This is a genomic window from Ascidiaceihabitans donghaensis, from assembly GCF_900302465.1.
GTDB classification, from domain to species: Bacteria; Pseudomonadota; Alphaproteobacteria; order Rhodobacterales; family Rhodobacteraceae; genus Ascidiaceihabitans; species Ascidiaceihabitans donghaensis.
Genome location: NZ_OMOR01000001.1, coordinates 2,235,381 through 2,257,530, shown reverse-complemented (window position 1 = coordinate 2,257,530; position 22,150 = coordinate 2,235,381). Strand labels below are relative to the sequence as shown.

The window sequence follows — 22,150 nt, the reverse complement described above, 5'->3', positions numbered from 1 at the left end:
CCTAAATGGGCCTGTGCGGCGCTTGGGTCTTGCGTGTGCTTGGCTGCAGGCTTATCGTAAACACAACTCGATATGAAAGGCGCGCAAGATGGCGCCACAGCGTCCCAATGGTGCGGGCGCGCAAAACGATAAGGGCGCTGTAAAGCGTCCGTCAAAAAGACGTCCCGTACCGGCACAGCCCCGGTCTGAGCAGCTTTATGCTGCATTGGATTTGGGAACAAATAGCTGCCGCATGTTGATAGCCCAGCCCAAAGGGGGCGGGTTCCATGTGGTGGACAGTTTCTCAAAGTCCGTCCAATTGGGGGCGGGACTTGAGAAAAGCGGGCGTTTGTCGCGCGGATCAATGGCGCGTACCGTTCAGGCCTTGCGCATCTGCCAGCAAAAATTACGCAAACATAAAGTCAAACGCATGCGTTTGGTGGCGACTGAGGCCTGTCGTCGGGCGCTTAATGCGGATGATTTTATCAACCGTGCCCACCGCGAAACCGGTCTGCGTCTTGAAATCATCAAACCCGAAGAAGAAGCACGGCTTGCGGTCATTTCCTGCGCCCCATTGGTCAGCAAAAAGACCGAAAACCTGTTGGTTGTGGATATCGGGGGCGGGTCGACCGAACTGGTTTGGATCGACATGAAAAATGTGCCCAAACGGGATCGCCCGCAATCTATCATGCGGTTGCATTCGGGGTTTATCGCGCTGGACAAATCAATGCCGGCGGCACGGGTCGTTGACTGGATTTCCGTGCCTTTGGGTGTGGCGACATTGCGCGACCAGTTTAATGATGTTGAAAACGACGCCGCACGGTTTGCGCTTATGAGCTGGTTTTTTGAAGAAAACCTGTCTGATTTTTCGCCCTATCACGACACGGAAGCCCGCGAACGTTTTCAGATTGTCGGCACGTCCGGCACCGTCACAACTGTGGCGGCCAGTCACCTTGGGCTGAAGCGGTACGACCGGACAAAAGTAGACGGGCTGCGCATGTCGTCGACGCAAATCGACACCGTGATCAGCTCATATCTGGAAATGGGCCCTGACGGACGCCGTGCCGACCCGCGCATCGGCCAAGACCGTCAGGCGTTGATCATGTCGGGGGCCGCGATTTTGCAGGCATTGATGCGTTGCTGGCCCACAGACAAATTGTCAGTTGCGGATCGCGGTCTGCGTGAAGGGCTGTTATATGCACAAATGAGCGCCGATGGCGTTCTGGACAGTGGAGCGTTTTGAGCATGGCTAAGAAACCCGGACCATCAGGCAGTGGCAAGACGCCTACGGGCAAGAATACCTCGGGGCGCGGACAGCGTGATCTGAAAGTAAAGGTCAAATCGGCCCGCGGGCGCACAACCAGTTCGACCCGCTGGTTACAGCGCCAGTTGAACGACCCTTATGTCAAACGCGCCCGTGCCGAAGGGTACCGCGGACGGGCTGCGTTCAAAATCATGGAGCTGGATGATAAGTACCGCTTTTTGGTGCCGGGGGCGCGGGTGGTTGATCTGGGCTGTGCGCCGGGCGGTTGGTGTCAGGTGGCGGTCAAACGCGTCAATGCGCTGGACGAGCGATCAGGCAAGGCAGTTGGCACAATTCTGGGCGTGGATCTGCAGGAAATGGAACCGATTGCAGGCTGCACTTTGCATCAATTGGATTTTATGGAAGACGACGCTGATCTGAAGGTCAAGGACTGGCTGGGTGGGCAGGCGGATGTTGTGATGTCCGATATGGCGGCCTCCAGTTCCGGTCATAAGCAAACCGATCACATGCGCATCATCGCTTTGTGTGAGGCTGCTGCGTATTTTGCTTTTGACGTTCTGGAAGAGGGCGGCACATTTGTCGCCAAAGTTCTGGCGGGGGGGGCTGAGGGCGATTTGCAAAAACTGCTGAAGCAGCGCTTTAAGAAAGTGGCGAATTTCAAGCCACCTTCATCGCGCTCCGACAGTTCTGAAAAATTTGTCGTGGCGACCGGTTTCAAAGGCTAAATTTGAAAGGCCAAAGCGCAAGTCGATAGTGATGTGACGGGCAGGGCCTAGTTGGGGCGCTGTAGTGTTTTCGCGGCACTCAGCTTGATCATCTCCACCTCTTCAGGTGTCGCTTTGCGAAACGTCAATTTGCGGGCAGGCGCCACAACGTCAGCGGCCCGTTCGCCTTGGCGCAACAGCTCAAACAGCCGCGAATGGCGCGGGTCCTTGGGATCATGAAGATGTCGTGACATAAGATCGTCCTGTGTTTCAGTCACAAAACCATACGTGAAGAATGCGCCAATGGTGGGGCGCATCCAAGGTTATTCAAAGCCCGACAACAGTGTCTGACAACAAGAAATCCAACAAAGCCTGTGTGGTGCCTGTGGGATGTTCGTCCACAAAGAAATGCCCGCCAGGCAGGCCTGCGCTTTGCATATGCGTCAGGCGGTCCGCCCATGTGGCTGGCACATCATACAGCTTGCCCATAATGCCGTCTGCGCCGTAAAGCACCAAAGCAGGGCAGGTGATTTCGCGCCCCAGATCGGCCGCATCCAATGCAAAATCCACGTCAATGGCCGCGCGGTAATCGTTGCATGTGGCATGGATCACTTCCGGTTTGCGCCACGCATTGCGGTAGTGGTCCAGAGCGACGGGATCAAAAGCGTCAAGCGGTGTTGCCCCCCAAGCCGTCAAGGCGGTCTGGTAGTAGGTGTCGGGGTCGGATGCGATTAGATTTTCTGGAAATGGTGCGGGCTGCGCCAGAAAAAACCAATGGTAATAGGCCCGTGCCACGTTTTGTTGCAGATCGTTTAACAGTGTATGCGTTGGAATGATGTCCATCACTGTCAGGCTTTTGACAGCTTCGGGGGCATCCAGTGTCAGCCTATGCGCGGTGCGCGCACCACGATCATGCCCCACAAGATGGAATCTGTCGTGCCCCAAATGGGCCATAAGTGCCGTTTGATCGGCCGCCATTGCACGAAAGCTGTAGTTTTCCATGCCTTCCGGCGCCGCGCTGTCGCCGTAGCCGCGCAAATCGGCTGCAACGACGGTGAAGTGGTGTGCAAGCGCCGGTGCCACCTGTCGCCACATTGCGCGGGTTTGTGGAAAACCATGTAACAACAACAAGGCAGGGCCGGACCCGCCTATGCTGTAAGCTATCGTCTGGTCGCCAAGCTGCGCTGTGCCGTTTTCAAACCCGTCAATCATGATCTGTCCTTTACGTCAGCGCATCTAGGATACGTGCCCAACTGCGGATGCCCTTGTGAAAGCTCTCCACGTCGTATTTTTCATTTGGGGAATGCAGGGCATCATCGTCCTTGCCGAAGCCAATCAGCATGGGCGTTGTGTCCAGAATGTTCTGGAAATGGCCTGCAATCGGGATCGAGCCGCCGCAGCCCACATAAGCCGCAGGCACCCCCCATTCGGTCGACAGCGCCTGACGGGCTTTTTCAAACATCGGATCGGTGGTTTCTGTGGCCGATGCAGCACCCGAGCTGTGGCCCTTGAACTCCACGGTGCAGTCTTCGGGCAGCATGCTTTGCACATAAGCGCGGAAATTGGCGCGAATGGCTTCAGGGTCCTGATCACCCACAAGGCGAAAACTGATTTTGGCATGGGCCTGCGCGGGGAGAACGGTTTTGAAGCCATCACCGGTGTAGCCGCCCCAAATTCCGTTCACTTCGCAGGTGGGACGCGACCAGATCATTTCCAAAGGTGTGCGGTCCTGTTCGCCTGCAGGATGGCTCAGCCCCACTTCGCCCAGAAAATGCGCATGATCAAAGGCCAAGCCTTGCCACTGTGCTTCCATTTCATCGGAAAGCTCTGCCACACCGTCGTAGAAATGCGGAACGGTGATGCGCCCCTCATCGTCGTGCAAACCGGCAATAACCTTGCCCATGACGCGAATCGGGTTGATGGAAATGCCGCCATACATGCCGGAATGCAGGTCGATGTCGGGGCCTTGGATGGTGAATTCTTCGCCCAAAAGCCCGCGCAGCATGGTCACGATGGCGGGTGTTTTGCTTTCGAACAGCCCTGTATCGCAGATCAGGGCAATGTCGGCCCGCAATTCGTCGGCGTTTTCCTGCATGAATGGCACAAGGCTGGGTGATCCACTTTCCTCTTCGCCCTCAAAGAAAAAGGTGATGCGGCAGGGCAGGGCGCCATGCACGTGGGTCCAGGCGCGGCAGGCTTCCAGAAACGTCATCAATTGCCCCTTGTCGTCGGCAGAGCCGCGGCCGCGAATGACCTGACCTTTGGCAGTGTCTTCAACTTGCGGATCAAACGGATCATTGTCCCACAAGTCCAAGGGATCGACAGGCTGCACATCATAGTGGCCATAAAACAGCAAATGCGGCCCATCGCTGTCTTCGTTGATGTGGCCCACAACCATCGGATGACCGGGGGTTTCACGCTTTTGTGCAGGCACACCCAGACGCGCCAGATCCGCCACCAGCCAATCGGCAGCCGTTTGGCAATGCTGCGCATAGGCGGGGTCGGTGGAAATTGACGGGATGCGCAACAGCTCTTTCAGGCGCTCAGTGGCGTCAGACAGATCAGTGTCGATTTTGGCAAGGACGGCATCAAGGGACATGAGGAGGCTCCGGATAATTGTGTGTTGGTGCCACGTTACGCAGGCCAAGCCGACTGTCCAGCCCGTTTCCTATCGGCGTCATGACGTACATGTGTTTTTGCAGATGCGACAAGGTGCGCATAATTTAGGGGGCCGAAGTGCTGGCGCAGAATCTAAATTCATTCTAAGTATGACATATATTTAATCAGACGTATTTTTATCAAAGTCATTACAACACCTTAAGACGACGGAGTGACCGGTTTGGACTATACTGCAAAGCTAGATGAAGCGATTGGGCGCCTACACGAAGAGGGACGCTACCGCACGTTTATCGATATTGAACGCCAGAATGGCCAGTTCCCCCACGCGGTTTGGACAACGCCAGAGGGCGACAAAAAAGACATCACAGTGTGGTGTGGCAACGACTATTTGGGTATGGGCCAGCATCCTGTTGTTCTGGACGCGATGCATGAAGCCATCGAAGCCACCGGCGCAGGGTCGGGCGGGACGCGCAATATTTCCGGCACGACAGTGTACCACAAGCGCCTTGAGGCCGAACTGGCGGATTTGCATGGCAAGGAAGCCGCGCTGCTGTTTACCTCGGCCTATATCGCCAACGATGCGACACTGAGCACTTTGCCGAAGTTGTTTCCGGGTCTCATCATCTACTCTGATGCTTTGAACCACGCCTCTATGATCGAAGGTGTGCGTCGCAACGGTGGCGCAAAGCGTATTTTCCGGCACAATGATGTGGAGCACCTGCGTGAGCTTCTGGCTGCTGACGATCCTGCGGCCCCCAAGATCATTGCCTTTGAATCGATTTATTCGATGGACGGCGATTTTGGTCCCATCGAAGCGATCTGCGATTTGGCCGATGAATTCGGGGCACTGACGTATATTGACGAAGTGCACGCCGTTGGCATGTACGGGCCACGCGGCGCGGGGGTTGCGGAACGCGATCGCTTGATGCACCGGTTGGACATTATCAATGGCACCCTGGCCAAAGCATACGGCGTGATGGGCGGATACATCGCAGCATCCGAGAAAATGTGTGACGCCATAAGATCTTACGCGCCGGGCTTCATCTTTACCACGTCGTTGCCGCCAGCCGTTGCCGCGGGCGCTGCGGCCTCTGTTGCGTTTTTGAAAACTGCGCCGGAATTGCGTGAACAACAACAGACACAAGCCAAAATTCTGAAACTTCGATTGAAGGGTCTTGGATTGCCGATCATTGATCACGGCAGCCACATTGTACCTGTGATGGTCGGCAACCCTGTGCACACGCAGCTTCTAAGCGATATGTTGTTGCAAGATCATGGCATTTACGTGCAGCCCATCAACTTTCCGACGGTGCCGCGTGGCACGGAACGGTTGCGCTTTACGCCCTCGCCAGTACACGGTGCGTCCGAAATGGATGCGCTTGTGACTGCAATGGACGGTTTATGGTCTCATTGTGCGCTGAATCGTGCCGAACTAACGGCATAATTCCCCTCAGGGTGCATTTCAATTGGCGCTATGCTAAGGTGCTGCTAACAACGGGTCGAAAGTCGAATCGCCTAGGGGATGGCGGACTTTAAGGCCTAAGAGCAGTGCAGATATGGAAGACGGGGCGCACCAACTATGATCGGGCGAAAGCAACCCAAGATCATTGAAGAAAACGTTGAACCAAAAGGGTTTGACGATTTCGAACTGCGCCTTGGCGACATGATGCGCGGCGAACGCGCCACAATGGGCAAAAGCCTGCTGGACGTGCAACGCGAACTGCGCATCAAAGCGAGCTACATCGCTGCCATTGAAAATTGTGATCCGGAAGCGTTCGACACACCCGGTTTTATCGCGGGCTACGTGCGGTCATATGCGCGGTATCTGGATATGGATCCGGACCGGGCCTTTGCGGTGTTTTGCACCGAGAGCGGATTTTCTGTAGCGCACGGCATGTCGGCAGAGGCTTCTGTTGTCAAAAAACCGTCCCGCGAAGATCGCCTGAACAGCGGCCGCAGCGCTGATATTTTTGCGAAACCTGCAACACCTTTTATTCCGACAGGTGAAAGTATTTGGAACCGGGTTGAACCGGGCGCCATCGGGTCGTCGCTTGTTCTGATCGCCCTGATCGGGGCCATCGGATTTGGTGGCTACTCTGTGTTGCAAGAAGTGCAACGTGTGCAAGTGGCCCCGGTAGATCAAACGCCTGTCGTTTTGGCGGACCTTGACCCTCTGGATGATGCCGTTACGGCACCCAGCGCTGAAGTGAACCCTGCCGCGCCACAGCTTTCGGAAAATCCGCGCGGTGATGCGCTGGACCGCCTGTACCGGCCTCAGGCGTTGGATGTTCCGGTTTTGATTGCGCGCGATGCGCCCATTGCAAACATCGATCCCAGCTCAATCGGCAGTTTCACCTCTCCATCGCCTGACAGTGTTGTCGTGGCTGGCATCAATGATGCGACTGCGTCGTCCGGTTCTTTGGCGGGCAGCTTGAATGTGCCGCAGGTTGTTGAAGGCCCAGCACCTGCGTTGCAAATGGTCGCAGTGCGCCCATCGTGGGTGCGTGTGCGGGCTGCTGATGGCACCATCATCTTCGAATCCACCATGCAGGCTGGCGACACATGGAACGCGCCAGCCACCGAAGAACCCCCCACTTTGCGAACGGGCGAAAGCGGTGCGATCTACTTTGCTATGGACAATAAATTCTATGGCCCTGTGGGACCTAACGGGTCTGTGACATCCAATCTGCCGCTGGATGTGGCCGAGCTGAAACAAAACTATGTGCCAGCCGATTTGCAAACTGACGCAGGGCTGACACAGTATGCGGAAGCCAAAGCGCTTGAGTTGACGCAAGGCGAAAACGGCACGGACTAATCTGCTGCGGGTCCTTGTGACGCTGTTCTAAACTGTCTACCTTACATTACAGATTATCCTTCTTGCGGAGACTGAAATGTCGCTGAACCACATTCGTCCTTGGCGCAATATCTACCGGCGCAAAAGCCGGCAGATCATGGTGGGCAATGTGCCTGTGGGGGGCGATGCTCCGATCACTGTGCAGACGATGACCAACACTTTGACCACGGATGCCAAGGCGACGATTGCCCAAATTCAGGCAGCGGCCGAGGCTGGCGCAGACATTGTGCGTGTTTCAGTGCCCGACGAAGCGTCATCCCAAGCGATGAAAGAAATTGTACGTGAATCGCCGGTGCCTTTGGTGGCGGACATCCATTTTCACTATAAACGCGGGATTGAAGCCGCTCAGGCAGGGGCCGCGTGTCTGCGCATCAATCCCGGCAACATCGGCGATGAAAAGCGTGTAAAAGAGGTGATCAAAGCCGCGCGTGACCACAACTGTTCGATCCGTATCGGCGTCAACGCAGGATCGCTTGAGAAACACTTGTTGGACAAATACGGCGAACCTTGTCCGGATGCGATGGTCGAAAGTGGTCTGGATCACATCAAAATCTTGCAAGACAACGATTTTCACAATTTCAAAATCAGTTGCAAGGCCTCGGACGTGTTCATGGCCGCGGCCGCCTACCAACAATTGGCGGAAGCCACCGATGCACCGATCCATCTTGGCATTACAGAAGCAGGGGGGCTGACATCTGGCACCATCAAATCTGCCATCGGTTTGGGCAACCTGTTGTGGATGGGGATCGGCGACACGATCCGGGTATCGCTGTCTGCGGACCCTGTGGAAGAGGTGAAGGTTGGTTATGAAATTCTCAAATCATTGGGACTGCGGCATCGCGGTGTGAACATTATCAGTTGCCCTTCTTGTGCGCGTCAGGGGTTTGACGTGATAAAAACCGTTGAGATTTTGGAAGACCGTTTGGCTCATATCAAAACGCCAATGTCTTTGTCGATCATCGGCTGCGTTGTGAACGGGCCGGGCGAAGCTTTGATGACAGATGTCGGGTTTACGGGCGGCGGCAACGGTGCTGGAATGGTCTATCTTGCGGGCAAACAAAGCCATAAGCTGGGCAATGACGCAATGATTGAGCATATTGTCGAACAGGTCGAAACCAAAGCCGCCGCAATTGAGCAGGCTGCACTGGATACGGCAGCAGAGTAACAGACGGGCGATCCGCAACTTAGACCACAAGGATTGGGCCATCATTTGAAGAACACTGCAGTGAAAGACCGAAGGCGATACGATTTGTCGGGCGTCAAAATCATTGACAGTTTTTCGAATATGGAAGTGCGGCTGCGTATCGCGTTATTGATCCCACTGGCGCTGCAATTGTCGTGGTGGTTAAGTGCGCCTTTGTTTTCGTACATCATGGCAGCCTATCTGGTGGCTTTGTCGGTGTATTTCCGTCTCATTGCGAAAGCGCCTCGCAAAGTTGGCACAGGGCATCTGGCTGGCTTGTTGATATTGTCATTGATCACACACGCCATGTTTCTCAGCTGTGCGGTTTTGCTGTGGTCCTTTGACGGGCGTATCGCGCAGTCATTAGGTATGATGTTGTGGTTTGCGGCAATGCTGAATGCGATCTCTCCCAGAGCGGTGGAGAGCTATTTCTTGATCATGGATATTTGTGTGATTTTCCTGTCGGGGGTGGCCATGCTGATGATCGAATTTATGCGTGGCACCGATGGCGCGACGTTGGCTGTGTTCAGCATTTCGTTTTTGGCGCTTTTTTTGTATCACATTCAATCTATCAGCGGGATTGCCAGATTTCGTGGGAAGCTGTTGCAGCTTCGTCGCGGCGAAAAAGAAGCCGACAGGCAACGGGCCATTGGCCAGCTGGTCGGTGGGGTTGCCCATGATTTCAATAACTTGTTGACCGTCGTTATCGGAAATCTACAACTGCACGGCGAAGTAACAGAGGTCGCGGAACGTAAAGAACTTCTGCGCGAAGCGGAAAGGGCCGCACGGCGTGGGGCTGATTTGACTGGTCAACTTTTGGCTTTTTCCAGAAAATCACAACTGTTGCCGGAGCCCGCAAGCATCGATCAGATTGTGAAGGATGTGAAACCGCTTATTATGAGGCTATTGGGCGAAAAGCATAATTTGGAATTCCACATCTCTAAGGATACCCCGTTGATTGATGTGGATTTGGCAAAACTGCAAGCGGTTTTGATGAACCTAATTTTGAACGCAAGGGACGCGATGGTCGATGGCGGCACGATAAAGTTCCACGCCGAACCCAGTTATGCGCTAAAAAACCGCACGCTCAGCATAAAAATCGCAGACAAGGGAACCGGGATTGAACCGAGTATTTTGCCACAGGTGTTTGATCCCTATTTCACGACCAAACCGGTCGGTAAGGGATCCGGACTTGGCTTGTCGATGGCCAAGGGCTTTGTCGAACAGTCCGGCGGGCAGCTTCATCTGACCTCAAAGGTCGGACGTGGAACTCAAGTGGTGTTGAATTTTCCTGCGTTTTTCCCCACGTCCTGACGCCCATTATAAAATCGTTGGAAAAGGTGGGCCTTAGCCGCGCTTTTCTTTGATCATTTCCATCATCTGGTCGTAAGGCAGATAGCCGCGCAGCATTTCGTCATGCACAACAAAGGTCGGCGTGCCGGTAATGCGCAGTTTTTGGGCCAAAGCGCGTGTGCGGGTGATTTCCTCCGTCACGTCTGCGCTGTCCATTCGGGCTTCGATCGCTGCGGTGTCCAAGCCCAAAGTTGTGCCCAAGCGGCGCAACATCGGCAAAGATACGTCCCCGTTTACAGTCATCAATGCATCGTTCAGGGCCTTGTAGCTTTCACCACCAGCAACCTGTTTTGTGGCCACAGCAAACCGCGATGCTAGAACTGACTGTTCCCCAAGGATAGGAAATTCTTTTACGATCAGACGAATGTTTCCGTCTGTTTCCAACAGCTTGGACACTTCGCCATGGGCGCGTTTGCAATACCCGCATCGATAATCCAGAAACTCAACCAATGTGATATCGCCATCGGGATTGCCGCCAACATAGGAAAACCCGTCGTTGAAAATCTCGTCGGCATTGTCTGTGACCATGCTCAGATCTGCTTGCACCTGCGCTTGCTGCTGGCGTTCTTCCAGAACATTGACCGCTTCCATAATCACTTCCGGATTGTCCATCAAATAGGAGCGAACCTCTTGGCGGAAAATAGAACGTTCTTCTGCGGACATTTTGGTCAAATCGAGCGCGGCAGCAGGCATGGCAAAAAGCCCTGCAACGGCGGCTGCGGTCAAAGTATGGTGCAAGGACATTGGGTTATCTCCGTTTTTTTGCGGCGCGTTTGGTGGCAATCAACACATCTTGCGCCCGTTGCCAAGGGCCACTGCCTTGCGGCAATAGATCCGATGCGCGTTTGGCGTGAATACCTGCGTCTTTCAGTCGGCCCGTCAGGGCATAGCGTTCGGCTGTCACCAAAGCGGCCATGCCGGGTTGTTTTGATTTGGCGTAGGCCACGGACAAATCGCGCAACATGATGCCGTCCCGAAAATCGATTGACCTGGCTTTTTCCAATGTTGTGCGTGCAGCGTTGATGTCGCCCCGCACCAGCAATGCGCGGCCATATCCCGACAAGATCAGCGCATCACGCGGGGCGAGACGTACGGCCTGTGCATAAGCGTTTTGGGCTGCTGCAAATTGACGGGATTCCATCAAGATTTGCCCTTTGAGGTCATACAAAAATGCATCTTTCGGCCGTTGTGCAATCGCTTGATTGATCGTTTTCACAGCTTTTTTGGTTTTGGATGTCCGGTGGTACGCCACAGCCTGGCGCATCAGCTTCACATCCGCGTAACCGCTTTCACCCGCTCGGCGCAGTGTCCATTTCGGGGCGCGTTGAAAGGCGGTAAGTTTGCCTTTGACCCGTGCAAACCAATAGCTGGCATTCTGGTCTTTGGTCGCGGTTTTGTTGGCTGCAACATAGGCTTCCAAAGCACGAATACGGTCACGCGACAAAGGGTGGCTGCGCAGATACGGGTCCTGACGTGATGCGCTCAACAGCTCTTTGCCGCGGAAAATATCCAAAGTGTCCAACAGCCCTTTGGGATTGACGCCTGCGCTGCGCATGTAGCGTACGCCGGTTTGATCTGCGGATGCTTCTTCGGCGCGCGTGTGGCTTAAAAAGGCACGTTGTGCCGCGCTTTGTGTCCCCAACGCGATGCCTGTGGCGGCTTCGGCCCCACCGGCGGCTGCAGCAATGGCGGCCAGTGCCAAACCCAAACCGGCAGCTGTGCGTGATGCGCCCAAATTGGTGATGCGGCGTGTGATGTGCCCGTTTGTGATATGGGCCGCCTCATGCGCAATCACGCCTTGCAGCATTTCGGCGTTTGTCATTTTGTTGATAAGGCCCGAGTGGATGAAAATCGCACTGTTGTTCACGACAAATGCATTCAACGTGGAATCGTTCACAATCAGGATTTTCACCCTATGCGGGCTTAGCCCCGCGGCCCGCAAAATAGGCGTTGCGATTTGCTTTAGGCCGTATTCGATGTCCGCATCGCGCAGCAGGCTTGTGGCGGATGCGGGAAGAACCGCCAGACACATCGCAAAAAACAAAGCCATTGCCCGACCAATCAGGCGGGCAGGTGTTGACGGGTGTGCAAGGACGCTGTGAAAGGACATGGACACACTAGGAAGGAATATCATGAGAGTTTCAACCCGCTCAAAGGTCGATCCCTTTATTGTGATGGATGTTATGGAGGCTGCGCGGCGTGCAGAAGCGGAAGGCCGCCATATTATCCATATGGAAGTGGGCCAGCCCGGAACCGGTGCGCCCAAGGCAGCAACGCGCACTTTGGCGCAGGCGATGGCTGACGGGCCTTTGGGGTATACTGTGGCGCTTGGTCTGCCTGCGCTGCGCCAGCGAATTGCAAAGATGTATGGTGATTGGCACGGTATTGATCTGGATCCGAACCGCGTGGTTGTCACGTCCGGGTCGTCCGGCGGATTCATTTTGGCCTTCACAGCACTGTTTGACAGTGGCGACCGCGTCGGGATCGGGGCACCGGGGTATCCCAGCTACCGCCAAATTTTACATGCTTTGGGGCTGACACCGGTGGATTTGCAAACATCTTCTGAAAACCGTTTGCAACCCACAGCAGGTGACTTTGCAAATAGTGATTTGCAGGGTTTGCTCTTTGCAAGTCCCGCCAATCCAAGCGGCACAATGCTTGATACATCTGCGATGACAAAGCTAATTGAAGGTGCGCAAGCCCAAGGGGCCTCGGTGATTTCTGACGAAATTTACCACGGTATTGAATATGAAGCCAAAGCCGTAACGGCCTTGAGCATCACGGATGAGTGTTACGTCATCAATTCTTTTTCAAAGTACTTCAGTATGACCGGCTGGCGCATCGGCTGGATGGTTGTGCCTGAAGATCACGTGCGTGTGGTAGAACGTATTGCGCAAAACATGTTTATCTGTGCGCCGCATGCCAGTCAGGTCGCTGCATTGGCGGCGATGGACGCCAAAGATGAGCTTGAAGCGAACATGGATGTTTACCGAGCCAACCGCGCCTTTATGTTGGACGGACTGCCAAAGGCCGGGTTTGCAAAATTCGCGCCGCCGGATGGCGCTTTTTATGTCTATGCGGATGTCTCTGAATTCACCGAAGACAGCCGCAGCTTTGCGGCCGACATCTTAAGCGAAGCAGGGGTTGCTGTCACACCGGGACTGGATTTTGACCCGGTGCGTGGTCATAAAACTTTGCGGTTTTCATATGCGCGCAGTTCTCAGGACATCACGGAAGGTTTGGCCAGATTGCAGGCGTTTATGGTCCGTCGGGGCTTCGCTTGACGTAAAATCTGGCGTAAGATGTGCCAAACGCCCAACAGAGGCAGAGCGGTATGTGGAACTTTCTGAAGGCAACTTGCGTGTTGGCGATGCTGTGCGGTCCTGCGGCCGCGCAAAGCCTAAGTGCTGTGGCCCGTGTGGATGGCACCAAAAGCAGCATAGAAGATGGATGGTTCGGCAAGACGCAACTGACATTGCATCTCAGTCAAGGGGTGCCGTTTCGGGTGTTCCATCTGGCGGATCCGCCGCGTTTGGTTGTGGATTTCCAAGATGCCAATTGGGCCGGCGTTGAGGCGTCCGATATTCTAAAGGAACCCGGGCGGATCACGCAGGTGCGCTTTGGGCCATTCAAACAGGGCTGGTCCCGTTTGGTGCTTGATCTGGCGGAACCGATGCTGCCCAGCGAGATTGGATTGCCTGTCGATGCACAAACAGGGCAAGCTGTGTTGGGCATCGCGCTGAAAGTCGCGTCAAAGCAGGAATTTGCGGCCAAGGCCGGTGCGCCAGCCGACGCACGCTGGGAAGCCAGCACAACAGAGCCGCAGATTACAGCCAAAGCAGACGATCGTTTCGTGATTGTGATTGATCCGGGGCATGGCGGCGTTGATCCGGGGGCGGTGCGCGACGGGATCAATGAAAAGGACCTGATGCTGACCATGGCGCGTGGTTTGGCAGAAACGCTTGCGCGGTCCGGGCAGGCGGATGTGTATTTGACCCGCAACGAAGATGTTTTTGTTTCTTTGCCCGCGCGCGTCGGGATGGCGCACCGTGCAAAAGCCGACCTTTTCCTGTCGCTTCACGCAGACGCGCTCAGTCAAGGTCAAGCCCATGGGGCGACCGTCTATACACTTGCAGATGAAGCGTCTGATGCCGCGTCGGCACAGTTGGCCGCGCAACACAATCGCGCTGATATCATCGCCGGTGTTGATTTAAGCGGGGCCGATGATTCCGTGGCCGGTGTCCTGATTGATTTGGCGCGTCAGGAAACCAATCCGCGCAACGACGCTTTGGCCACAGCACTGTTGGATGGTATGGAAGCTGCGGGAAAGCCACTGGCCAAAACACGGCAACGGCGTGCTGGTTTTTCTGTGTTGAAGTCCGCTGATATTCCTTCTGTTCTGCTTGAGGTCGGTTTTCTGTCCAGCCCCCGCGATCTGGCAAATTTACGTGATCCTGTCTGGCGCGAGGGGATGATCAATGCGTTGGCGCAATCAATCTTGGATTGGCGGGCGGATGATTTGGCGAAACGGGCGCTGATCCGCCAGTAAAACATCGGCCAATGGGCGGGTTTTAGCCGTCTGAATACCACTTCGTGTTTTGACCAAAATCGCGCGCTCCGGTATAGGTTGACCCCAGAGCAGAACCTCAGAGAGGCGCGGACACAATGTTCCGATTTATTTTATCGTTTTTTGGCGGTATTTTCACAACGATTACAATGGGTTTGGGTATGTTGGCCCTGACCATCGGCGCGGTGTTCTGGATGTATGGACGGGACTTGCCCAGCCACGAATCTCTGGCGCAATATACACCGCCCACAATCAGCCGTATTTATTCGGGCCAGGGCCGGATCATTGATGAGTTCGCCAAGGAACGCCGCCTGTTTGCCCCCGCCGACACGATCCCGGACTTGATCAAACAGGCATTTGTGTCCGCCGAAGACAAGAATTTCTACACCCATGAGGGGTACGATTTGCGCGGCATCGCAGCTGCTGCAATTGACGCGATTAAATCCCGCGGTCGAGACGTGCGCGGGGCGTCTACGATTACCCAGCAGGTGATGAAGAACTTCTTGCTGTCTGGTGATCGTCAAGCACAGCGGAAGATCAAGGAAATCATTCTGGCCAGCCGTATTGAGGAGACGCTAGACAAAGAGCAGATTCTGGAATTGTACCTGAACGAAATCTTTTTGGGTCAAAACAGCTACGGCGTGGCCGCTGCCAGCCAGACATATTTCAACAAGAACCTCGGCCAATTGGCCCCGCACGAGGCGGCGACACTGGCCAGCTTGCCCAAAGCGCCATCCGACTACCATCCGGTGCGCCGTAAAGACCGCCTGACATCGCGTCGCAATTTTGTGCTGAAAGAGATGATGGAGAACGGCTATATCTCCGAAACCGTTTATGAAAGCGAACGGGCCAAACCTTTGCGTTCGGTACAAAACGGTGACTTTGACAGTTTCAAAAAAGAACTGCCGCCGCGCGATTACTTCACCGATGAAATTCGCCGCCAATTGACCCGTGATTTTGGCGAAGGTGAATTTTTCACCGGTGGTCTGAGTGTTCGCGCGACCATCGATAATGAAATGCAGCCCATTGCCGCCAACGCCTTGCGCAAACAGCTTGAGCGTTTTGACCGGGGGCAGGGTGTTTGGCGTGGCACGGGAAAATTCATCGCGGAAGATGCTTTGTCTGACGAAGCCGTGTGGCGCGCTGCCCTGGCGGATGTCAAAGTGGCCCGTGACGTTGACCTGGAAAACCAGTGGTACCCCGCCGTGGTGCTTGAGGTGGGCAACAACGACGCCCGTATCGGCATTGAAGGTGTGGAAGAGGACGAAGACGGGCACTGGGTGCCTGCGAAAGACGTGCAATGGGCGCGCAAACGTCGCGAAGACGGTTCTTTGGCGAAGAAAGCCCGCGTGGCCGGTGATTTGCTCACCGTAGGTGATGTTGTTTTGGTGCGCCGCATGACGGCAGATGCAGACGGATCATTCATCCGCTGGACCTTGCGCCAAATTCCGCAAGTGCAGGGTGGTTTTGTTGCGATGGACGTCGATACGGGCCGTGTGATTTCCATGCAAGGCGGGTTCAGCTACCAACATTCGGTCTTTAACCGTGCGACCCAAGCCAAACGCCAGCCGGGGTCGTCGTTCAAACCGTTTGTTTACGCGGCAGCCCTCGATAGCGGGTACACGCCCGCCACGATCGTGGTCGACGCGCCGATTGAAATCAATACGCCACAAGGGCTGTGGCGCCCCAAGAACGCCTCTAACAAGTTTTACGGGCCGACACCTTTGCGCACCGGGATTGAACAGTCACGAAACTTGATGACGATCCGTTTGGCAGAAGAAGTGGGCATGGACACAGTCGCAGCCTACGCCGAAAGCTTTGGTGTTTACGATCAGCTGGGGCGTTTTCTGGCAAACGCTTTGGGATCTGAAGAAACCACGCTTTACCAAATGGTTGCGGCTTATGCGATGTTTGCCAATGGCGGCGAACGCGTGCGCCCGACATTGGTAGACCGCGTTCAGGACCGCTATGGCAAAACTGTGTACCGTCACGATGAACGCACCTGTGATGACTGCCGTATTGCCAGCCTTGATCCGGGGTTTGCGCCGCAAATCCTGTCAGACCGCGAACGGGTTATGGACCCCATCACGGCCTACCAGTTGACGTCGATGATGCGCGGTGTTGTCGAACGCGGAACGGCCCGCAAAGCGGTCAAACTGCCAGTGCCGACGGCAGGTAAAACCGGCACAACCAACGATTCCAAAGATGTGTGGTTTGTCGGGTTCACCAGCAACATCGTTGCAGGGTGCTACATCGGGTATGACCAACCGCGATCTATGGGACGTGGCGCATCGGGGGGCGGCATGTGCGGACCCGTCTTTCAGGAGTTTATGAAAGAAGCGACCAAGAAATATGGTGGTGGCCCGTTTGATGTCCCGCCTGGGGGACACTTTATCAACATCGATCGCTTCACCGGCGCACGTCTTGGCGATGGCGCGTCTGGCCCTAACGTAGTTGCGGAATACTTCCGAGACGGTGAAGAGCCGACCTTTGGTGTGTCTTTTGACGGTGGCTTTGCGATGGGCGGTGATCTGCCATTGGTGGAAGAGGTGCAACGGACGTCCAAGCAGGTTACGACCTCTACCGGTAAGAAAGCCGTGGTGGGGGGAAAAGCCAGCTTCGGCACGCTCAGTTCCGGCGGATTGTATTAACAAGCGCCACCGCTTGGCCCATCGCTTGCCCATGGGCGCGCGGTGGTCTATCACGCGGGTCTAACTGTTGAACCTAAAGGTTAAATCCGATGCGCGCAGAGCTTCAAAATACCGTAGCCGAGATTGAAAAATCCCTAGAGCTTTTGGGCCAACGGCTGGATGTTGAAACAGCGCCATATCGCTTGGAAGAATTTAACGCGCGTGTCGAAAACCCCAATCTGTGGGATGATCCAGACGCCGCCCAAAAGCTGATGCGCGACCGTCAGATGTTGGTGGATGCCATCGACACCTATGAAGGCATCAAAACCGATTTGGCCGACAACATCGATTTGATTGAGCTGGGCGAGATGGAAGAAGACGCAGAAGTTGTTGCAGATGCAGAAGCGGCACTGACAGCGCTTGCAGCGATGGCGGCCCAAAAAGAGCTAGAAGCATTGTTGGATGGTGAAGCCGACGGAAATGATACATTTCTGGAAATCAATTCCGGGGCAGGCGGCACAGAATCCTGTGACTGGGCATCCATGTTGGCGCGTATGTATGTGCGATGGGCCGAAAAGAAAGGCTACAAGGTTGAATTGCAGTCTGAAAGTGCCGGCGAAGAGGCGGGGATCAAATCCGCGACTTATAAAATCAGTGGAACAAACGCCTATGGCTGGATGAAATCGGAAAGCGGCGTCCATCGCTTGGTGCGTATCTCGCCGTTCGATTCCGCTGCGAAACGGCACACCTCTTTTACCTCGGTTGGGGTGTATCCTGTTGTGGATGACAACATTGAAATCGAAGTGAACCCGGCTGATATCCGTATCGATACCTATCGGTCCTCGGGGGCGGGCGGACAGCACGTCAACACCACGGATTCCGCTGTGCGTATCACACACGCGCCAACTGGCATCGTGGTGACGAGTTCCGAAAAATCGCAGCACCAGAACCGGGACATCGCGATGAAAGCGTTAAAGTCGCGCCTGTATCAGATGGAACTGGACCGCCGGAATGCTGCGGTGAACGAAATGCATGAAAACAAGGGCGATGCGGGGTGGGGCAACCAAATCCGGTCCTATGTTTTGCAGCCCTATCAGATGGTCAAAGACCTGCGCACGAACTTTGAGACCTCGGACACCAAAGGGGTGCTTGACGGTGATTTGGACGGGTTGATGGGGGCCACTTTGGCGATGGACGTGTCAGGCAAAAGCCGCGCAGAAGCACAGGGCGACTGATCTCCAACCTTTGGGGCGGACCGTGTTTGAGACGACCCAATTGTCCAGCGACAATGGCTGCAATGGCCTTGCGCTGACAAAGCTTTTCGCGTTCCTTTAACATATGACAGATTTAAGTTTCCAAAGTGCGCTGACGCTTTCCGAAAAACTGGCCGATGGTACTGTAAGCGCCTCGGACGTAATGCAATCGACGCTGAACCGTATCGACGCCGTAAATGGGACCGTAAATGCCATCGTGTCTTTACGGGACAGCGATGCTTTGATGGCCGAAGCCCGCAGTGCGGATAAAACCGCACGTAAGGGCTGGCTGCACGGAATACCCATTGCGATCAAAGATTTGGCCAATGCAAAAGGGTTTCCCACATCAATGGGGTCCCCTTTGTTTGCCGGACAGATGGCACAGGCAGATGATGTTATGGTGGCACGTCTGCGAGACGCTGGTGCGATTGTCATAGGGAAAACCAACACGCCTGAATTCGGTCTTGGAAGCCATACGTTCAATCCCGTGTTCGGCGCCACGCGAAATCCCTACGGCCCGGGGCAAACGGCTGGTGGATCATCAGGTGGGGCGGCCGTGGCCTTGGCGACAGGTATGCTTTGTGTGGCGGATGGGTCTGATATGATGGGGTCCTTGCGCAATCCGGCCGCTTGGAACAACGTCTACGGGATGCGACCAACATTCGGGTTGGTGCCATCAGAGCCTCAGGGCGATACGTTCTTGCATCAAAATGCGACAAACGGGCCAATGGCGCGAACCCCAAAAGATCTTGCGGCCCTGTTGGATACGATGGCAGGCCCTGATCCGCGTCAACCCCATGGGATTGCCCTGTCCCAGACCCTGCCTGCCATAGACGGAGACGTCACGGGCTTGCGTGTGGGGTGGTTGGGGGATTGGGGCGGTGCAATCCCGCTTGAGGATGGCATTGACGAACTGTCGCAAACCGCGCTGCGCCAAATGTCTGATATGGGCTGCGTTGTGGATGCACTGAACCCTCCGTTTTCGCCAGACGCGATCTGGGACAGCTGGACCACGTTGCGCGCGTTCAATGTGTCGATGGGGTTACGCGCATTGTACGAGGACGAGACGAAACGCCAGCGCTTGAAACCTTCTGCACAGTGGGAAATCGAAAAGGGTTTGGCCTTGTCGGCCACTGAAATTCATGACGCCAGTGCAGTGCGGTCTGGTTGGTTTAAATCTGCTTCGCATCTATTTGATAAATATGATGTAATTGTTGCCCCGTCCGCGCAGGTGTGGCCATTCGATGTGGCATTGGAATACCCCAAAACAGTCGCGGGGCAAACAATGGATACCTATCATCGCTGGATGGAAATTGTGATCGCCCCAAGCCTTCTTGGTTTGCCCGTCGTCAATGTTCCAGTGGGCTTTGGCGGGCCGAATGATCTGCCAATGGGGCTGCAACTGATCGGTCGTCGTGGGTCAGATGCCATGCTTTTGCGTTTGGCGCAAAATTGGCACCTTGCAACCGATTGGCCAAATGCGCGACGCCCGAGACTTGAAATAACAGTATAGTATGGCGCACACTCCCGAAATGGAACGATCACCAGAAACCTTACCCGCCAATCATGGGGTGCCTGAGATGGATGCGCCCAATATCGCCATTTTACGCGGTGCACTTGTGTCGGGGTGGCAGGATTTTAAAGCGGCCCCTGTGTTTGGTCTGCTCGCGGCATTGGCCTGCATATTGGCAGGATGGATGATGGTGGGGGTGACCTATGCTTCGGGTCACACGTTTTGGCTCATTTTGATGGTGTTCGGATTTCCGTTGGCGGCGCCTTTTGCAGCTTTTGGCACCTATGAGGTGTCACGCAGACGTGCAGCGGGGCAGCGCGTGTCGGTGGGCGCAGTGCTGCGCGTTATGTGGGGAGAGCGCAATCGCCAACTGCCTTGGCTGTGTGCCATCATGATCGTCGTTTTGCTGTTTTGGTTTTTCCTTGGCCACATGATCTTTGCGCTGTTTCTGGGACTTGCGCCGATGACGAATATTTCTTCGTCTCTGACGGTGTTTTTGACGCCGGACGGGGTGATGATGTTGGGAATGGGCACAGTTGTAGGCGCCGGTTTTGCGCTTTTTCTGTTTTCAATGTGCGTGATCGGGTTGCCGTTGTTGCTGGACCGTGAGGTGGATTATGTGACGGCGATGCTGACCAGCGTTCAAACCGTGATGGCGCATCCTTGGGTCATGTTGCCATGGGCGATCTTTGTTGCGGGGGTTTGCCTGTTGGCGCTGCTGCCTGGCTTTTTGGGCTTGTTGATCGTTCTTCCGTGGCTGGGCCATGCGTCGTGGCATGTTTACGCCGCACTGCTGGACGGACCTGCCCAGTCATAAGCCACAGCTTCCGGTGGGCGGCCAAACCTATGCCGGTTCGCGGCCTTCCGCGACCAACCTAAGCCGCAATGCCTCGGCCTGTGTGTGTCCGAGTTCCAGGGCAAACACATAAGCATGTGTCAGAAAAAAGCAGGCCGCATCCAGATCAACAGCCTGATCCGCAGCTTGGGTATACAAAGCCACCAAAGCGTTTTGGTCAGATGCTGTATGTGCCGCCAGCATAGCGGCATTTAAATCTGTCATTCTGCCGCAAGGGGGCTGCGATGGGTTTGGATCCGGGTAGCGACCCATTCGTGAAACAGATGTGTGGGGCTGTCCATGGCCGGCGAAAACCGCCCGCCGTCGAAGTGAACTGCGTGACGTCCGCGCTGCATGCCTTCTACAACAAAGACATCTTCTGCAAAGACGTCTTTCCAAAGGCGCGTGTTTTGGGCCCGCAAGCCCGCGTCTGTTTTGTCAGAAGCATAGTACAAGTGAATGTTTTCAATTGTTTTTTCGGGACCTTGCGGCAGTAGAACAATCGAGAAAACATGGTCGCGGTGCACGCCCAACAGGACATTTGGAAAGGCCGTGATATATTCTGCCGCCGTGTCCCATGTCTGTGACAACCCGTCAAAGTCGGGAAAGCTGTTCCCTTGATCGTCCTTCAATTGGCGGTACACATATGTGCCTTGTCCCGCGAAGGTTTGTTTTTTCTCGATATGGTAATGGTCTTCAAGGCGGGAATAGCTGTTCAGGCCGGGGTGTACCCAAGGCAAGTGGTAGCTTTCGCAATAGTTCTCGACTGCCAACTTCCAATTGCAATTGATCTCAAGCTGAAACCGGCTGTCGGCACCACCATGATGGATTGGTGTGTCAAACTCTGACCAGCGTTCCATCAGGGCTGCGTTTACAGTTTCAAACGGCGCTGCATCCCCTGAAATATTGATCCAGATGACATCCATCCAGATGTGGCTGCGGATTTCGACCAAACCCAATAATGAACGATCGATGTCGGGATGTGTGTTTTGCCCCGGCCCGCCGACATGCGGTGTTGAAACAAGGCGGCCATCCGTTGAATAGCACCAACTGTGATAGGGGCAGCGAATTGCGCCTTCGATTTTGCGGGGGGCATCGACAAGGATCATGCCGCGGTGACGGCATGTGTTTTGAAAAACGCGCACTGCGCCGTTTTTGTCGCGCACCATCAGCAATGGCATGCCCAAAAAGTCGATGGGCACGGCATCACCGATATCCGGCACATCTGCGCCCACAGCCAAACCCGCCCAGCCCGCAAACAGAACGGCGTTTTTTTCTTCATCGAAGATGTCCGGATCAATGTAGTGCGCATTTGGCAAGCCATTGGCGTGCTCGATGGGTTGGCATACTGTGTCAAGATCGGTGGTGGTCATGGCTGGCCCCTCGCTGATGTCTT

General features: G+C 55.1%; 19 protein-coding genes. 12 read left to right on the top strand and 7 right to left on the bottom strand.

What is annotated here, in order from left to right:
* Positions 1-88: 88 nt before the first annotated feature.
* Entirely contained in the window at positions 89-1,222 is a 1,134-nt protein-coding gene (locus ASD8599_RS11240) for a Ppx/GppA phosphatase family protein (protein WP_108828617.1), read from the top strand.
* Between the two features lie 2 nt (positions 1,223-1,224).
* The gene (locus tag ASD8599_RS11235; RefSeq protein ID WP_108828616.1) at positions 1,225-1,968 is read left to right on the top strand and encodes an RlmE family RNA methyltransferase; all 744 of its coding nucleotides are present in this window, start codon (positions 1,225-1,227) and stop codon (positions 1,966-1,968) included.
* A 47-nt stretch (positions 1,969-2,015) separates the two neighbouring features.
* Here ASD8599_RS11235 and ASD8599_RS11230 read toward each other — a convergent pair whose 3' ends face one another.
* From ASD8599_RS11230 to ASD8599_RS11220, 3 genes are all read right to left on the bottom strand, one after another.
* The gene (locus ASD8599_RS11230) at positions 2,016-2,201 is read right to left on the bottom strand and encodes a hypothetical protein (protein ID WP_146188216.1); all 186 of its coding nucleotides are present in this window, start codon (positions 2,199-2,201) and stop codon (positions 2,016-2,018) included.
* Between the two features lie 73 nt (positions 2,202-2,274).
* Positions 2,275-3,159 (bottom strand): alpha/beta fold hydrolase, encoded by an 885-nt coding sequence (locus ASD8599_RS11225; RefSeq protein ID WP_108828614.1) that lies wholly within the window; start codon positions 3,157-3,159, stop codon positions 2,275-2,277.
* Positions 3,160-3,169: 10 nt separating this feature from the next.
* Positions 3,170-4,546 carry a M20/M25/M40 family metallo-hydrolase gene (locus ASD8599_RS11220; RefSeq protein WP_108828613.1) on the bottom strand — a complete coding sequence of 459 codons (1,377 nt, stop codon included), beginning with the start codon at positions 4,544-4,546 and terminating at the stop codon, positions 3,170-3,172.
* Positions 4,547-4,786: 240 nt separating this feature from the next.
* On the opposite strand from ASD8599_RS11220, the gene hemA reads away from it, so the two are divergent.
* The 4 genes from hemA (at position 4,787) to ASD8599_RS11200 (ending at position 9,917) form a co-directional block, all read left to right on the top strand.
* The gene (gene hemA / locus ASD8599_RS11215) at positions 4,787-6,010 is read left to right on the top strand and encodes a 5-aminolevulinate synthase (RefSeq protein WP_108830142.1); all 1,224 of its coding nucleotides are present in this window, start codon (positions 4,787-4,789) and stop codon (positions 6,008-6,010) included.
* A gap of 135 nt (positions 6,011-6,145) precedes the next feature.
* Positions 6,146-7,381 (top strand): helix-turn-helix domain-containing protein, encoded by a 1,236-nt coding sequence (locus tag ASD8599_RS11210; protein ID WP_108828612.1) that lies wholly within the window; start codon positions 6,146-6,148, stop codon positions 7,379-7,381.
* Between the two features lie 76 nt (positions 7,382-7,457).
* A complete protein-coding gene (gene ispG / locus ASD8599_RS11205; protein ID WP_108828611.1) occupies positions 7,458-8,585 on the top strand; it encodes a flavodoxin-dependent (E)-4-hydroxy-3-methylbut-2-enyl-diphosphate synthase in 1,128 nt (375 codons plus the stop codon).
* 45 nt (positions 8,586-8,630) lie between these two features.
* The gene (locus tag ASD8599_RS11200; protein WP_146188215.1) at positions 8,631-9,917 is read left to right on the top strand and encodes an ATP-binding protein; all 1,287 of its coding nucleotides are present in this window, start codon (positions 8,631-8,633) and stop codon (positions 9,915-9,917) included.
* 33 nt (positions 9,918-9,950) lie between these two features.
* Here ASD8599_RS11200 and ASD8599_RS11195 read toward each other — a convergent pair whose 3' ends face one another.
* Complete coding sequence (locus tag ASD8599_RS11195) at positions 9,951-10,700, bottom strand: DsbA family protein (protein WP_108828609.1); 750 nt, start codon at positions 10,698-10,700, stop codon at positions 9,951-9,953.
* A 4-nt stretch (positions 10,701-10,704) separates the two neighbouring features.
* Positions 10,705-12,090, bottom strand: coding sequence for a M48 family metalloprotease (locus ASD8599_RS11190; protein ID WP_422664750.1), 1,386 nt, complete (start codon positions 12,088-12,090; stop codon positions 10,705-10,707).
* Here ASD8599_RS11190 and ASD8599_RS11185 point away from each other — a divergent pair.
* The 6 genes from ASD8599_RS11185 (at position 12,089) to ASD8599_RS11160 (ending at position 20,736) form a co-directional block, all read left to right on the top strand.
* On the top strand, positions 12,089-13,240 hold the full coding sequence (locus tag ASD8599_RS11185) for a pyridoxal phosphate-dependent aminotransferase (RefSeq protein ID WP_108828608.1): 1,152 nt from the start codon (positions 12,089-12,091) through the stop codon (positions 13,238-13,240). The two genes, ASD8599_RS11190 and ASD8599_RS11185, sit on opposite strands and share 2 nt — an antisense overlap.
* A 50-nt stretch (positions 13,241-13,290) precedes the next feature.
* The gene (locus ASD8599_RS11180; protein WP_181364470.1) at positions 13,291-14,505 is read left to right on the top strand and encodes an N-acetylmuramoyl-L-alanine amidase; all 1,215 of its coding nucleotides are present in this window, start codon (positions 13,291-13,293) and stop codon (positions 14,503-14,505) included.
* A gap of 116 nt (positions 14,506-14,621) precedes the next feature.
* The gene (locus ASD8599_RS11175; RefSeq protein ID WP_108828607.1) at positions 14,622-17,174 is read left to right on the top strand and encodes a penicillin-binding protein 1A; all 2,553 of its coding nucleotides are present in this window, start codon (positions 14,622-14,624) and stop codon (positions 17,172-17,174) included.
* A gap of 89 nt (positions 17,175-17,263) precedes the next feature.
* Entirely contained in the window at positions 17,264-18,388 is a 1,125-nt protein-coding gene (gene prfB, locus ASD8599_RS11170; protein WP_108828606.1) for a peptide chain release factor 2, read from the top strand.
* Between the two features lie 103 nt (positions 18,389-18,491).
* The gene (locus tag ASD8599_RS11165; protein ID WP_108828605.1) at positions 18,492-19,919 is read left to right on the top strand and encodes an amidase; all 1,428 of its coding nucleotides are present in this window, start codon (positions 18,492-18,494) and stop codon (positions 19,917-19,919) included.
* Between the two features lies 1 nt (position 19,920).
* Entirely contained in the window at positions 19,921-20,736 is an 816-nt protein-coding gene (locus ASD8599_RS11160) for a DUF2189 domain-containing protein (RefSeq protein WP_245926011.1), read from the top strand.
* Positions 20,737-20,763: 27 nt separating this feature from the next.
* On the opposite strand, the gene ASD8599_RS11155 is transcribed toward ASD8599_RS11160, so the two are convergent.
* Positions 20,764-20,979: a hypothetical protein gene (locus ASD8599_RS11155; RefSeq protein WP_108828604.1), complete on the bottom strand. Its 216-nt coding sequence runs from the start codon at positions 20,977-20,979 to the stop codon at positions 20,764-20,766.
* Positions 20,976-22,127 (bottom strand): aromatic ring-hydroxylating oxygenase subunit alpha, encoded by a 1,152-nt coding sequence (locus ASD8599_RS11150; protein WP_108830138.1) that lies wholly within the window; start codon positions 22,125-22,127, stop codon positions 20,976-20,978. The genes ASD8599_RS11155 and ASD8599_RS11150 overlap by 4 nt, the downstream gene beginning before the upstream one ends.
* Positions 22,128-22,150: the final 23 nt, after the last annotated feature.